The sequence below is a fragment of the Glycomyces luteolus genome, from assembly GCF_027622875.1.
Taxonomy (GTDB): Bacteria; Actinomycetota; Actinomycetes; order Mycobacteriales; family Micromonosporaceae; genus Glycomyces; species Glycomyces luteolus.
The window spans coordinates 161,674-175,254 of sequence record NZ_JAPZVP010000013.1 but is presented as its reverse complement, the minus strand read 5'-3'; the positions used below and the strand labels follow the sequence as shown (position 1 = coordinate 175,254).

Genomic DNA, 13,581 nt, shown 5'->3' with positions numbered 1-13,581 from the left:
TCTGGAGGGTGACGGCGACCTGGTGGTCGCGTATGTTGGCCTCGCTCAGCTCCACGTTGAGGTGCTGGAGCTCGCGGGCCCGTTCGAAGAGCTCGGCCTCCCGCGCCATCGCCTCGGACGGCGCCTCGGTCGGCAGGTGGCGGTTGAAGTCGTGGGATCGGACGAACGCCGTCACGTCTTCGGCTCGGATGAGGATCCATTCGACGGGGCTGTTGCGCCCGGCGATCGGCGAGTTGATGATCGACCACCAGCGTTCCTCGAACGCGGAAGTGCCCTCGATGGGGACGTCGTACTTCTGCAGGGCCATGGTGTGCTGCCGCCCGGTCTCGATGACCCAGTTCAGCGAGGCCTTGACGTTCCGTTCGCCGCTGACGTCGGGATCGGGGAAGACGTCGAAGAGGGGGCGTCCGACCAGTTCGTCGAGGGTCTTGCCGGTGGCCTCCGTGTAGGCGGGATTGGCGGCGACGATCGCGAAGTCCCGCGTGATGACCACACAGGGAGTCGGTATCGCCGCGAACAATGCGACGTAGTCCAGATCCGCCATTTTCAGAACCCCTACGTCCCGGGCGATGCCGCCTGGCCCTTCAGCCCCTCACGTCACTGTATACGCCGGTGGGGAGGCGAAGGGCGATCCCGGAAATCCGTCCGTTCCGGGCCGACCGCTGCGGGCGGTTTCGCGGTAGGGCGGGCGGTACCGGCGTCCGGGGGGCTCGCAGGATCGTTCGACCACGGTGCGGCCCATACGTTGTGAGGATGAGATAACTCAGGATCGCCGCCGCGGGCGCGGCCGCGCTCGGGCTCGTCGGCGCGCTGACGGCCACGCAGTTCGCCGCCGCCGACACCCGGCCCGAGCGCCGCATCGGCACCGCCGCGCTGGAGGACCGGCTCGCGGCCATCGCCGAGATCACGGGAGGATCCGCCCTCGTGGAGGTCCGCGACGGCCGCGAGGTCTGGAGCGATGCGGCCGGCGACCGCGGCCTCGATGACGCGCGGGGCGCGCGGCCGGGAGACCGGGTGCGCATCGGCAGCGTCACCAAGTCGATGGTGGCCGCGGTCGTCCTCCAGCTCGACGGGGAGGGCGCCATCGACATCGACGAACCGATCGGCGCGTACCTCCCCGGGCTCCTGCCGTACGAGGAGGACCCGACGGTCCGCCAGCTCCTCCAGCACACGTCGGGAGTGCCCGACTGGGTCGCCGTCGCCTACCCGGGACTGGAGGCGGGCGACCTCACCCTCGGCGGCGTCCAGATGGGATGCCCCGACGACCCTGAGGAGGTCTTCCTCGGGCATGTCGGCGACGGCATGGGCCACCAGACGCAGACGTTCCACTCCTACGACGGCGAACGCCAGATCACGCTGTCGTGGAGCATCGACGACAAGCACGGCTACGCCGACCCGGCCGCCTTCGGCGAGGCGCTCTCAGGCCTCCTGAGCGCGGGGCTGTGCGGCTGACCGCCGGGGCGGTCACGCCATCGCGGTCGCGGCGGCGGGCTGCGCGGCCGCCCGGAAAGCGGTGGGGCTCAGGCCCTTCCTTCGCTTGAAGGCGTTGCTGAAACCGAACTGGTCGGCGTAGCCGATCTTCCGGGCCACTTGCGCGACGGTGAGATCGGGGTCGGCGAGGAGTTCCTCGGCGAGCTGCATCCGCCATTCGGTGAGGTACGTGAGCGGCGGTTCGCCCATGATCTCGTTGAAGCGCTTCGCGAGCAGCGCACGGGAGACGCCCGCCTCACCCGCGAGGTCGGCCACGGTCCACGGGTTCGCGGGCCGAGTGTGGATCGCCTCGAGCGCGGGCCCCGCAATGGGATCGGCGAACCCCCGGTACCAGACCGGGGCCTGCCGACCCTGCTGGTCGAACCACGTGCGCAGGGTGCACACGAGCCCCCAGTCGAAGAGGCGGTCGATGAACGCCTGCGTCCCGGGCTTGCGCCCTTCGAGGTCCATGGCGCAGGCGTCGAGCCATGCGCACACGTCGGAGCCGTCGTCGATCACCAGGACCGGCGGGAGGGCTCGCATGAGGCGCTCGTGGCGGCGCCCCGAAGCGCGGTAGGCGCCGACGAACAGGGCCGTCGCTTCGCCTTCCACCGCAACGGGAACCGGAGGCTCCATCTCGGCGCAGGCCTCGGGGTCGAAGCAGGTCAGCCAGTAGTCGAGGTGGGGCCGGTGCACCGACGCCGCCTCGTCGGCCATCCGGAAGGGCTCGCCGCTGCGCACGACCGCCGTCTGCCCGGCGTTGACCGCGACCTCCGTGCCGTCGGCCAGCATGATCACCCCGCCCCCGCGCGCCACCGTGACCATCGTCAGCGGGGCCCGGTCGTCGAAGCTGACCACCCAGGGGGCCTTCAGCAGCGCGTCGCTGAGGATCGCGCCTTCCGCACGGATGCCACCGAGGAGTTCACTGAGCGGGTCCATCCGCCAATCGTAGACGGACTCGCATGGATCGGAGCGTCACGGCCATCGCTCGTCCACGAGATCGCGGCTGTACTGGACACCAGGCACCGAATCACCTGGAGCAGAACATGACCGCAAAGACCGCACTCGTCGTCGTCTCGCACCACCGCGCCGACTCCCTCACCGCCCACATCGGCGACGTCGTCGCCGCCCGCCTCAAAGAGGCCGGCTACGCCATCGACCTGCTCAACCTGCACGCCGAAGGCTTCGACCCGCGCATGACCGTGGAGGACCAGCCGGACTGGGACGACCGCGACAAGGCCTACTCCCCCGAGACGCGGGCGCACATGGAGCGCCTCCTCGCCGCCGACGTGATCCTCCCGGTGTTCCCCGTCTACTGGAACAGCCCGCCCGCCCTCCTCAAGGGATGGATCGACCGAGTCTGGAACTACGGCTTCGCCTACGGGCGCAGCAAGCCCAAGCTCGCCGGGAAGCGGATGCTGTGGCTCGGCCTGGCCGGAGCCGCCGAAGGCGACGAGTACTGGGCGTGGATGAAGGAGAACCTCGACCGCGTGCTGCGCGACGGGATCTCGTTCTACACCGGGATCACCGACGCCGCCGTCGAAGTCCTCCCCGACGCCGAAGGCGAGCCCCAGATCGTCGACGCCGAAGGCAACTTCACCAAGGGCGAGGCCCTCACCGGCGAGCAGCGCACCGCCCACTACGCGGCCATCGACCGCCTCGCCGTCGAGCACGTCGAGAAGTTCCTGGGCTGAGAAATGCGCTCGGCACCCGTTGCGCCGCAGCGGGTGCCGAGACGCGTTCAGGACTCGAGCCGAAGGGCGCCCGCGGGGCAGAGCCGCACCGCGTCGGCCACCTCGCCGTCGCAGTCCTCCGCTTCATCGGCGAGGAGCACGACCCGGCCGTCCTCATCGTCCTGATCGAAGTAGACGGGCGCGGTCAGCGCGCACATCCCCGAACTCGCGCACGCCTCCGTGTCGGCGATGATCCTCACCATGGCTCCTCCTAACCAGGTCACCGGCAGTTCGGCGACGCCGTAGAAGCTCTGCCCGGTCACCAGCGGCACCTCCGCGGCGGGCACGGCCAGCTTCAGGTCCGGGAAGCGCTCGATGAGCCCGGCGAACGCGATGCGCATCTCCATGCGCGCCAGCTGCTGGCCGAGGCACTGGTGCACGCCGTGCCCGAACGTCAAGTGTCCCTTGGCGTCACCTGTCACGTCCAGCTTGTCGGGCTCGATGAAGTGCGCTTCGTCGCGGTTCGCGGTCTGCACCGACACCGTGACGTACTCGCGCGCCCTGATCAGGTGCCCCTCGAACTCGATGTCCTCCTTCACCTGCCGGATCAGTCCGGTGTGGATGATCGTGAGGTAGCGCAGCAGCTCTTCCACACCCCCGGCCATCAGCTCGGGACGCGCGCGCAGCAGCTCCCACTGGTCGCGGTTCTCCAAGAGCGCCATGGTGCCCAGCGCGAGCATCTTCGCGGTCGTCTCGTGCCCCGCCACGAGCAGCAGGGTCGCCATGCCCGCGACCTCCTCATCGGCCAGCTCCGGGTCGGCGGCGAGGTCGGAGAGCAGGTCGTCCGTCGGATTCGCCCGCTTGGCCGCGACCAGCTCGCCGATGAATCCGAAGAGGTTCACCACGGCGGCCTGCTTGCCCTCCCCGGTCTCGTCCATGGTGAAGATCGCCCGCGAATCCGCCTCGAAGCGTTCGCGCTGGTCGTACGGGACGCCGAGCAGTTCGCAGATCATCATCGAGGGCACGGGCACTGCGAAGTCGGCGACCAGGTCGGCGGGCCGGGGCCCGGCCGCGAGGGCGTCGAGCCGGGTCTGCACGTGCTCGGCGATGCGCGGCTCGAGCTGCTTCATGCGCTTGACGGTGAACACGCCGGTGAGCCTGCGGCGCAAGCGGGTGTGGTCCGGCGGGTCCATCTCGATGAACATGCCGGGGGTGAGCGGGAAGTCGCCCTCGAAGTCGAGGTAGTCCTCCAGTCCGGGCATGGGGGTCGGAACCTGCGCCGGGCTGCCGAGCGTGGAGCTGAACCGGGTGTCGGCCAGGACCTTGCGGGCGAGGCGGTGGCTGGTGACGAGCCAGCCCAGGCGGCCCTCGGGGTGGTACCGCATCCGCCGCATCTCGGACCCGCGGTGCAGGGCCATGACGGCGGCGGGCGGGTCGAACGGATGGTCGCGTTCGAGCGGGATGCCGTAGGGCACTTCGGTTTCGGCGGTGTCGGGTGTTGACATCGAGGTCTCCTCGGTGGTGTCCGATCGCGACTCACACGATCTACGTATATATAGGCTATACGTATAACATGAACGGTGCAAGCCCGCCCTCAACCGGCCAGAAGCCTGCCGACCGCGTCGTCGGCGCCGGCGAACAGCGCCGCGTAGTGGCGCTCGCGCTCCCCGCCTTCGAGGCCCTTGGCCTCGCTGTCGAACAGTGCCCGGGTGTGCACGTCCGTGACGTCGCAGAACTCGGCGATCCCGCGCCGCAGCGCCCCGTCGAGCAGCGCGCGGGTGAGGTCCGAATCCGGGTCGTCCTCGGCGAGCCCGGCCAGCCCGAGCCACAGGATCCGCTTGCCCGCCATGGGCTTCTCGCGCCGCCCATACGCCAGCCCGTAGTTCCAGACCCGGTCGATCCAGCCTTTCAGCAAGGCCGGCAAGCCGAACCACCACACCGGGAACACGGCCGCCACGACATCGGCGGCCAGCAGCCGCTCGGCGTGGGCGTGCACCTCGTCCGAGTAGCGCTTGTCGCGGTTGCCGTAGTCGGGTTCGTCCTCGACCCGGTTCCTGGGGTCGAAGCCCTCCCGTTGCAGGTCGAGGAAGTCGACGCGGTATCCGGCGGCGTCGAGGCGGTCGGCGGTGCGGCGCGCCAGGGCCGCCGTGAGGGAATCGGCGCGGTGATGGGCCATGACGACGAGCGCCGTGGGCTGCTTGTCCATGCGGGTCTCCTTCCGGTGGCGCCGCCACTGCGGCAGCGCCCCTTGAGTACAGCCCTGATCTCGTGGACGGCCCATGGTCGAGGAACGGGAAAACCTTCGTGATCGTCTACGGTTGCGGCATGGACCCGCTCAGCGACATGCTCGCCGACATCCGCGCCGACGGCGCCTCGGTGCACCGGGCCGCGCTCGACCCGCCGTGGCGGCTCCGCTTCGACAGCGCTCCGCTGACCATGGTCACCGCCGTCGCCGGGAATGCCGAACTCGTCCTGGGCGGCGGCACCGGCCACCGCCTCACCGCCGGATCCACCGCGATCGCCCGCGTCCCCTTCGACCTCGTCGACGCGCACTCCACACTCGACCGGCCGATCCCGGCGATCGCGATGAGCGAAGCGCCGCAGGCGGACCGGTCCGCGTCCACCGTCCTCATCGCCGGGACCTACCGTCCCGCGAGCGCACGGCACCAGCGGCTCCTGCGCGCGCTCCCCGAAGCGCTCGTCCTCGACGAGGAGGTCGACGACGTGCTCTGGCTGCACTCCATGCGCGACGCCCTCGACCGCGCGCACGCCCCGGGCGGCCAGGCCATGCTCGACCGCATCCTCGACTGGGGGCTCGTGTGCACCCTCGGCTGCTGGTTCGCACGCCAGGAGGCCGAGGCCCCCGGCTGGTATCGGGGCGCGCTCGACCCCGTCACGGGCCCCGCGCTCGAGGCCGTCCACCGCCGCCCCGACCGGGCCTGGACCGTGGAGGCGCTTGCCGCCCAGGCGAACGTCTCGCGCGCCCATTTCGCCAAGCGCTTCACCGAGGTCATGGCGCAGCCGCCGCTGCGGTACGTCACCGAACGCCGCATGGAGCTCGCCGCCGACCTCTTGGCCGACCCTCAGATCCCGGTCGCCGCGGCCGCCGCCGCGGTCGGCTACCGGGATCCGTTCGCGTTCTCCACCGCGTTCAAACGCCACCGGGGACTGAGCCCCCGGGCCTACCGGTCACGAAGCCGTGTGTGACATCGATGCCCGTCACGTTCGCGCCACGAGCCAGCCGACGGCGGCCAGCAGGGCGATGAGGCCGAAGAAGACGTAGATCGCCAGCTCGACCCATTCGCTCGCCGAGCTCGGGCGCCAGAAGCGCCTGCGCTGCCGCCCGGGTTCGTTCCGGTCAGGGGTGTCGTTCATGCGTCCAGCGTAGGCAGTGGACCCCACTGAATCCAACACGGCAAATGACTTTGACGCCATGCCGTTAGCCGCAGAGAATCGACACATGGGATTCGTGGACCTCTCCGGCGTTCGTTACGGCCTCAGCGACGGCACCACATTGTTCGACGAGGTGTCGTTCCGTGTCGGCGAAGGGGCGAAAGTGGCGCTCATCGGAGCGAACGGGGCCGGGAAGACCACCCTGCTCAACATCGTCACCGGCGCCCTCGTGCCGGACGCGGGCACCGTCTCGCACTCGGGCGGGCTGGGCGTCATGCGCCAGCTCGTCGGCATGCGCGAAGGGGAGCGTCCGCTGCGACGCCTCGCCGTGGACCTCGCGCCGCCGCCGGTGAAGGCCGTAGCGGCGCGGCTGGCGATCGCGGAGGGCCGCATGGCCATCGCTGACGGCACGGAGAAGGACCAGCTCGCGTACGCGCAGGCGCTCGCCGACTGGGGCGAGGCGGGCGGCTACGAGTTCGACGTCCTCTGCGACACCGTCGCGGTCGCGATCCTCGGGCAGCCTTGGGAAGCGGTCAAGGATCGTCCCCTCAGGACGCTCTCGGGCGGCGAGCAGAAGCGGTTCGCGCTCCAGCTGCTCCTGCAAGGCCGCGACGAGGTGCTGGTGCTCGACGAGCCGGACAACTTCCTCGACGTGCCGGCGAAACGCGAACTGGAGCAGGCGATCCGGGACTCCGACAAGTCGATCCTGTTCGTCTCGCACGACCGCGAGGTGCTCGCGAACGCCGCGAGTTCGATCGTCACGCTCGAGGCCGGCACGACCTGGACGCACGGCGGCGGGTTCGCGACCTGGCACGAGGCGCGCGAGGGCCGCCACGAGCGGTTCGAGGAGCTGCGGCGCCGCTGGGACGAGGAGCACAAGAAGCTGCGCGAGCTCATGCTCATGTACAAGAACAAGGCCGCGTACAACTCCGACATGGCCTCCCGGTACCGGGCCGCGCAGACGCGGCTGCAGAAGTTCGAGGAGGCCGGGCCGCCGCCCGCACCGCCGCGCGAGCAGGACATCCGCGTCAAGCTCGAGGGCGGGCGCACCGGCAAGCGGGCCGTCATCTGCGAGCAGCTGGAGCTGGAGGACCTGACGTTCCCGTTCGACCTGGAGGTCTGGTACGGGGACCGGGTGGCGGTCCTGGGCGCCAACGGCACCGGCAAGAGCCATTTCCTGCGCCTGCTGGCGCAGGGCGGATCGGACCCGGAGGCCGGGGTCGCGGGGAAGCGCACACTGGACCCGGTGCGGCACAGCGGCATCGCGCGGCTCGGCGCCCGCGTCTACCCCGGGCACTTCTCGCAGACGCACGAGCATCCGGAGTTCGACGGCCGCACGCTCCGCGAGATCCTTTGGGAGGGTGACGAGGACCGGCCCTCGCTCGACCGCTCGAAGGCGATGAGCGCCCTCAACCGGTACGAGCTCACCGGCCAGTCCGAACAGGACTTCAAGACGCTCTCGGGCGGCCAGCAGGCGCGCTTCATGGTGCTGCTGCTGGAGCTCTCGGGAGCGACCTGCCTGCTCCTGGACGAGCCCACCGACAACCTCGACCTGGCCTCGGCCGAAGCGCTCGAGCAGGGCCTGAAGGCCTTCGACGGCACCGTCCTCGCCGTCACACACGACCGCTGGTTCACGCGCGGCTTCGACCGCTTCGTGGTGTTCCAGCGCGACGGCGAAGTGGTCGAGTCGGACGAGCCCGTCTGGGACGTCCGCTAGGACATGCGATTAGGACGCGGCCGGGACGCCGATGGTGGAGCGGTGTCCCGGCCGCGCGTCGGTGCCCGCAAACGGCGGTGGCTTTGGGCGCCAGGGCGGTTCAGTGGGCTCGGTTCACCAGGCGACGGGCAGCGTGTGGACCCCGTACACGGCCATGTCGCTGCGCATCGGGATCGCCTCGGAGGGCACGGCCAGCCGCAGCTCGGGGAACGCCCTGCATCGCCATGAGCCCGGTAGGCGGGTCGTAGCGGGTCTCCCGCCGGTACGGCATGCCGTAGGGGAGCGCTTCTTCTGCGGCGGCTTCGGTGGCGGTGTCTTCAGTAGACATGGAAGCTCCAGGAGGCGTGGCAGCACGGACGAGGCAGCGCGATTGGTTGCGGCGCAGCGCCGTTCACGCTCACCGCAGTCGGTCACTGCTTCGTGGTCCCCACCACATCGGAGCCTATGGCGGAACGCACTGGCGCGCAATGGCTCCATGCTTCCGTGTCAGGAACCCGACACGGATCGTGCCTTACCGCTGCGGCCGTTGCCTACAGGAGTTCGAGGAGCGCCTCGATGTACTGGGCGACGCCGTCGTCGTTGTTGCCCGCGGGGGCGATCTCGGTGGCGGCGGCCTGGACCCACGGGTGGCCGTTGGGCATCGCGACGGAGTGCCCGGCGGCCTCCATCATGCTGAGGTCGTTGGTGGCGTCGCCGAAGACGAGCACGTCGGACCAGTCGATGCCGAACTTGTCGAGCACGACCTGGATGCCGGCGGCCTTCGTGACCCCGACCGGGCAGACCTCGAGCATGCCGACGCCGGACTCGGTGACGGAGACGAGCTCGGGATCGATCACATCCTTCGCGGCGACCAGCAGCTCGGGGCCCGTGTACTCGTCGGACACGAAGTAGCCCTTGACCATCGGGCCCGTGAAGGCGATGTCGCGCGGCGCGGTCTCGAGGGTGACGGCCGTCCAGGGCCAGTCGGGCATGGGATCGCCGGTGATGTGCCGCGACGGGTCGGCCGGTTCGGCGAGCGCGCGCACGGGGCCGACTTCGGCTTCGATCAGGCGCAGCGCCTGGTGGAGCACCTCGCCTTCGACGGAGCGGTCGGCGAGCTGGACGACGCTGTCGTCGTAGCGGCATTCGTAGACGAACGCGCCCTGGCCGAGCACGAGGAAATCGGCTGAGGGGATGTCGTTGCGGCACAGCTCGAGCAGGCGCGGTCCGCGCCCGGAGGCGCCGACGAGGATGACTCCCGCTGCCGCCAGTCGCTTGAGCGCGGCCATCGTGCGAGGCGAGACGGTCTCGTCGGAGCGGACGACGGTGCCGTCCAGGTCCGTCGCCACGAGCCGGGGTGCCCGGTCCAGTTGGATCATGCGTCCTCCTTGGTGGTCTCGCTGCGATCCGCCGCCGTGCCGACGATCACCGCTTGTCGCGCTGACACTGCCACACCGCTCGACGCGGAGCCGTTGGCCCGCTTGAGCTCCTGCCGGGCCGGTGTCGTCAGAACCACCGGGCCAGCACTTTCGCCACCCCGTCCTCCCACACCGAGGGGGCGACCTCGTCCGCTGCCGCCCGCACGTCGGGCGGCGCCTGGCCCATCGCCACGGCCCATCCCGCCCACGCGAACATGGTGAGGTCGTTGTGGGCGTCGCCGAAGACGACGGTGTCGGACGATGATACGCCGTAGCGGGCCGCAATACGGGCGATGCCGGTGGCCTTGCTGATACCGGGCGGTCCGATGTCGACCCAGCCGTTGTACCCGACCTCGACGTGGTAGTCGGCGGCGTCCAGCGATGCGCCCGCGGCGAGGCGCATGGCCTGCGGGCAGCGCTCGGGCCCGCCGTAGCGGTTGGTCGAGTCGACGCGGGCGACCAGGCGCGGGGCGGGGCGCGAGACCAGCTCCTCGAGCGTGATCTCCCCGGCCCAGCGGGCGGGGAAGTCGCGGCGGAAGCCCTTGGTGTGCCACCAGCCTTCGAGGTCCCATTCGACGGCGAATTCGACGGCCGGGTTCGAGGCGACGAGCGCTTCGACCGCGGTGGCGGCGTCGACGGTGGCCTGGTGCGAGATCGCTCGGCTGCCGAGGTCGTATTCGCCCGCGCCGTGCGAGGCGGAGGCGAAGCCCTCGTCGAGCCCCAGGTCGTCGGCGGTGCGCACGGCGCCCCAGATGGCGCGGCCGGTGACGACGGCGACGGGGACTCCGGCGTCCCGGACGGCCTGGAGGGCGTCGATCACCGCGCGGCTCGGCTTGGAGTCCGGCACGCCGCCGGGCTTGACGCCCTTGGTCTCGTGGTAGTCCACGACAGTGCCGTCGAGGTCGACGGCGACGAGCTTGGGAGGCGTCTGTCGGGGCGAGGCCGGGGCGGCCGGGGAGGCGGAGTCTGGCACGGTTCAACCGTAGCCCCGGTCGAGTGAACACAGGGGTACCGGGCGTTTGAACTCACGCCGCCGCGCTCATGACAACCTGCAATCACACCAAACCCACCCATCGTGGCGGCTTGCGGCATACGGTTCGTCTATGGGCGAGATCATGATCGAACGCGTCTACGACTACCGCGCGGACCCGCAGCGGCCCGGGAAGGTCTTCCTGGTCGACCGGCTCTGGCCGCGCGGCGTCAGCAAGGAGGACCTCGCAGGGGTCACCTGGGCGCAGGACGCCGCGCCGTCGCCGAACCTGCGGATCTGGTTCGGCCACATGGCCGACCGCTTCACGGAGTTCACCGGCCGCTACCGCAGCGAACTCGACGGCCACCCCGAACGCGCCGAACCCCTCCTGGAGGCGGCGAGATCGGGCCCGGTGACCCTCCTCTACGCCGCCAAGGACCCGGAAGTGAACCACGCGCTGGTCCTCAAGGCCTGGCTCGAAGAGCAACTCTCCGAGTGATCCTCAATCTGTCGGACCCCCGTCAGGTTTGTTGACCGTGCAGATTGACGGCTCGCAAGCTTCGCCGAGACCGGGCCCGCCGTTGGTAGGCCCTCCCGGCGAAAATCGACACGCCGAGGCTGTCGTACCCGTATGTCAGGGTTATCGACCGGGGGTCCGCAGATTGGTCGGGTCGCCAAAACAACCGGAACCGCCCGAAAAACCCACGGCCCGCCGATCATCGGATCGGCGGGCCGCTCACATTCCGGGCTACTTCTTCGGCTCGAGCACATCCTTGCCCAGGAACGGCTGCAGCGCTTTCGGCACCGCCACCGAGCCGTCCGCCCGCTGGTGGTTCTCGAGGATCGCCACCAGCCAGCGCGTGGTCGCGAGCGTCCCGTTCAGGGTCGCGGCCACCGCGTTCTTGCCCTGCTCGTCGCGGTACTTCACATTGAGCCGCCGGGCCTGGAAGGTGGTGCAGTTCGAGGTCGAGGTCAGCTCCCGGTACCGCCCCTGGGTCGGCACCCACGCCTCGCAGTCGAACTTGCGCGAAGCCGAAGTGCCGAGGTCGCCGGCGGCGACGTCGATGACCCGGTAGGGCAGCTCCATCTTCTGGAGCATCTGCTCCTCGTACGAGAGGAGCTTCTCGTGCTCGGCCTCGGCGTCCTCGGGCTTGCAGAACGAGAACATCTCGACCTTGTCGAACTGGTGGACGCGGATGATGCCCCGCGTGTCCTTGCCGTACGACCCGGCCTCGCGCCGGAAGCACGAGGACCAGCCCGCGTAGCGGCGCGGCGCGGTGAGCTCGCCGAGGTTCTCCCCCGAGTGGTAGGCCGCGAGCGGCACTTCCGAGGTGCCCACGAGGTACATCTCGTCGCGTTCGAGGTAGTAGATCTCGTCGGCGTGCTCGCCGAGGAAACCGGTGCCCTCCATGGCCTCCGGGCGCACGAGCACCGGCGGGATCATCGGCGTGAAGCCGGTCTCGACGGCCTGCTGGATGGCGAGGTTGAGCATGGCGAGCTGGAGCAGCGCGCCGTCGCCCGTCAGGTAGTAGAAGCGGGCGCCGGAGGTCTTCGCGCCGCGCTCGGTGTCGAGCAGGCCGAGGGCCGTGCCGATCTCGAGGTGGTCCTTCGGCTCCTCGATGGCGGGCTTCTCGCCGACCTCGCGGAGCACGATGTAGTCGTCCTCGCCCCCGGCGGGAGCGCCTTCGGCGACGAGGTTGGGGATGGCCTTCCCGGCCGAGTCGAACGCGGAGGCGGTGGCGGTCACCTTGAGTTCGGCGGCTTTGACCTCTTCGGCGAGGGTCTTGGTGCGCTCGAGGAGCGTCTTCTTCTCGTCGGGGTCGGCGCCGGCGATCTTCTTGCCCAGGCTCTTCTGCTCGGCGCGGAGCGTCTCGAAGGACTGGAGGGCACTGCGGTGGTCGGCGTCGGCGGAGAGGAGGGCGTCGACGGCCTCGACGGAGGCACCCCTCTTGCGCTGGCTGTCGCGGTAGGCGTCCGGGTTGTCTCGCAGTGCACGCAGATCAATCACGTGACCAGATTACCGGCCAGCTCACGTCGGCTCCGAGCGCATATTGTGGGCGTGTGGCGGTCGATATGGGCGAGGCGGAATTCGAGGCTGCGGTGTCGGACGCGCTGGACGCGGTGCCGCAGGAGCTGATGGCGATGCTCGACAACGTGGTGATCCTGGTCGAGGCGGAGCCCGAGGGGCCCGAGAGGGAACTGCTGGGGCTCTACCAGGGGACGGCGCTGACGGACCGGGGCTGGGAGTACGGCGGCGTCCTGCCGGACACGATCACGATCTACCGGGGGCCGACGCTGCGGATGTGCGCGACGCCGGAGGAAGTGGTCGAGGAGGTCGCGGTGACGGTGGTGCACGAGATCGCCCACCATTTCGGGATCGAAGAGGCGCGCCTCCATGAGCTCGGCTGGGGCTGAGCTCCCGCATATGCGCCGGATTTCAGCGTAACAGTCTGGTGAATTCGAGCTTCATCGGCTTTCGAGGCTCGCATCCGCGAGGTTAAGATGCTGATATGACGACGTTTCGCATCGGGGAGGCCGCCGAGCTGCTGGGGGTCTCGGCCGACACGGTCAGGCGCTGGATCGACTCCGGGCGCCTCGCCGCCTCACGCGACGAGCAGGGCCAGGGTCAGCGGTCGATCTCGGGCGCCGACCTCGCGGCGTTCGCGCGGGAGCGGGCCAGCGCACCGGACGCGGGGGCCGGATCGTCCTCGGCCCGGAACCGCTTGCGCGGCATCGTCACCGCGATCACCAAGGACCAGGTGATGGCCCAGGTGGACCTGCAGGTCGGGCCGTTCCGGGTCGTCTCCCTCATGAGCCGCGAGGCGGTGGACGAGCTCGGGCTCGAGGTCGGCTCGCTGGGGACCGCGGTGGTCAAGTCCACGAACGTGGTCGTCGAACGCTCTGACCGGTAGACCGCGGCGCCGGTCCGCGAATCCCGGGATCGGACGCCTTGAGAAGGAC

Annotated in this window: 15 protein-coding genes; 7 read left to right on the top strand and 8 right to left on the bottom strand. The window is 70.1% G+C overall.

The genetic code is table 11. The annotated features are described in order from the left end of the window. Nucleotides 1–544: PAS domain-containing protein (locus tag O1R50_RS17130; protein WP_270111345.1), on the bottom strand; the 544-nt coding region annotated here is incomplete at its 3' end. A gap of 224 nt (nt 545–768) precedes the next feature. Here O1R50_RS17130 and O1R50_RS17125 point away from each other — a divergent pair. Further along, nucleotides 769–1,452 (top strand): serine hydrolase domain-containing protein, encoded by a 684-nt coding sequence (locus O1R50_RS17125; RefSeq protein WP_333490270.1) that lies wholly within the window; start codon nt 769–771, stop codon nt 1,450–1,452. A gap of 12 nt (nt 1,453–1,464) precedes the next feature. Here O1R50_RS17125 and O1R50_RS17120 read toward each other — a convergent pair whose 3' ends face one another. Further along, a complete protein-coding gene (locus O1R50_RS17120) occupies nt 1,465–2,409 on the bottom strand; it encodes an AraC family transcriptional regulator (protein ID WP_270111344.1) in 945 nt (314 codons plus the stop codon). Between the two features lie 107 nt (nt 2,410–2,516). On the opposite strand from O1R50_RS17120, the gene O1R50_RS17115 reads away from it, so the two are divergent. Continuing rightward, nucleotides 2,517–3,164 (top strand): NAD(P)H oxidoreductase, encoded by a 648-nt coding sequence (locus O1R50_RS17115; protein WP_270111343.1) that lies wholly within the window; start codon nt 2,517–2,519, stop codon nt 3,162–3,164. A 47-nt stretch (nt 3,165–3,211) separates the two neighbouring features. Here O1R50_RS17115 and O1R50_RS17110 read toward each other — a convergent pair whose 3' ends face one another. Next, nucleotides 3,212–4,648, bottom strand: a complete 1,437-nt coding sequence (locus O1R50_RS17110; protein WP_270111342.1) for a cytochrome P450 — start codon at nt 4,646–4,648, stop codon at nt 3,212–3,214. Nucleotides 4,649–4,737: 89 nt separating this feature from the next. Beyond that, nucleotides 4,738–5,349 carry an NAD(P)H oxidoreductase gene (locus O1R50_RS17105; RefSeq protein WP_270111341.1) on the bottom strand — a complete coding sequence of 204 codons (612 nt, stop codon included), beginning with the start codon at nt 5,347–5,349 and terminating at the stop codon, nt 4,738–4,740. A gap of 119 nt (nt 5,350–5,468) precedes the next feature. On the opposite strand from O1R50_RS17105, the gene O1R50_RS17100 reads away from it, so the two are divergent. Then, nucleotides 5,469–6,350: an AraC family transcriptional regulator gene (locus O1R50_RS17100; RefSeq protein WP_270111340.1), complete on the top strand. Its 882-nt coding sequence runs from the start codon at nt 5,469–5,471 to the stop codon at nt 6,348–6,350. A 12-nt stretch (nt 6,351–6,362) separates the two neighbouring features. On the opposite strand, the gene O1R50_RS17095 is transcribed toward O1R50_RS17100, so the two are convergent. Continuing rightward, nucleotides 6,363–6,518: a hypothetical protein gene (locus tag O1R50_RS17095; protein WP_270111339.1), complete on the bottom strand. Its 156-nt coding sequence runs from the start codon at nt 6,516–6,518 to the stop codon at nt 6,363–6,365. Nucleotides 6,519–6,603: 85 nt separating this feature from the next. On the opposite strand from O1R50_RS17095, the gene O1R50_RS17090 reads away from it, so the two are divergent. Further along, nucleotides 6,604–8,253 carry an ABC-F family ATP-binding cassette domain-containing protein gene (locus O1R50_RS17090; RefSeq protein ID WP_270111338.1) on the top strand — a complete coding sequence of 550 codons (1,650 nt, stop codon included), beginning with the start codon at nt 6,604–6,606 and terminating at the stop codon, nt 8,251–8,253. Nucleotides 8,254–8,783: 530 nt separating this feature from the next. Here O1R50_RS17090 and O1R50_RS17085 read toward each other — a convergent pair. Then, on the bottom strand, nt 8,784–9,611 hold the full coding sequence (locus tag O1R50_RS17085) for an HAD family hydrolase (RefSeq protein WP_270111337.1): 828 nt from the start codon (nt 9,609–9,611) through the stop codon (nt 8,784–8,786). Between the two features lie 127 nt (nt 9,612–9,738). Beyond that, nucleotides 9,739–10,623, bottom strand: a complete 885-nt coding sequence (locus O1R50_RS17080) for an HAD family hydrolase (protein ID WP_270111336.1) — start codon at nt 10,621–10,623, stop codon at nt 9,739–9,741. A gap of 130 nt (nt 10,624–10,753) precedes the next feature. Here O1R50_RS17080 and O1R50_RS17075 point away from each other — a divergent pair, with 130 nt between their 5' ends. Continuing rightward, on the top strand, nt 10,754–11,119 hold the full coding sequence (locus O1R50_RS17075) for a DUF488 domain-containing protein (protein ID WP_270111335.1): 366 nt from the start codon (nt 10,754–10,756) through the stop codon (nt 11,117–11,119). A gap of 249 nt (nt 11,120–11,368) precedes the next feature. Here the strand turns inward: O1R50_RS17075 and serS are convergent, their stop codons facing one another. Beyond that, on the bottom strand, nt 11,369–12,628 hold the full coding sequence (gene serS, locus O1R50_RS17070) for a serine--tRNA ligase (RefSeq protein ID WP_270111334.1): 1,260 nt from the start codon (nt 12,626–12,628) through the stop codon (nt 11,369–11,371). 65 nt (nt 12,629–12,693) lie between these two features. Between serS and O1R50_RS17065 the strand changes: the two genes are divergently transcribed. Both O1R50_RS17065 and O1R50_RS17060 read left to right on the top strand, forming a co-directional pair. Beyond that, nucleotides 12,694–13,035: a metallopeptidase family protein gene (locus tag O1R50_RS17065; RefSeq protein WP_408612732.1), complete on the top strand. Its 342-nt coding sequence runs from the start codon at nt 12,694–12,696 to the stop codon at nt 13,033–13,035. Nucleotides 13,036–13,130: 95 nt separating this feature from the next. Then, nucleotides 13,131–13,532, top strand: a complete 402-nt coding sequence (locus O1R50_RS17060; protein ID WP_270111332.1) for a TOBE domain-containing protein — start codon at nt 13,131–13,133, stop codon at nt 13,530–13,532. The last annotated feature ends 49 nt before the right edge of the window (nt 13,533–13,581 follow it).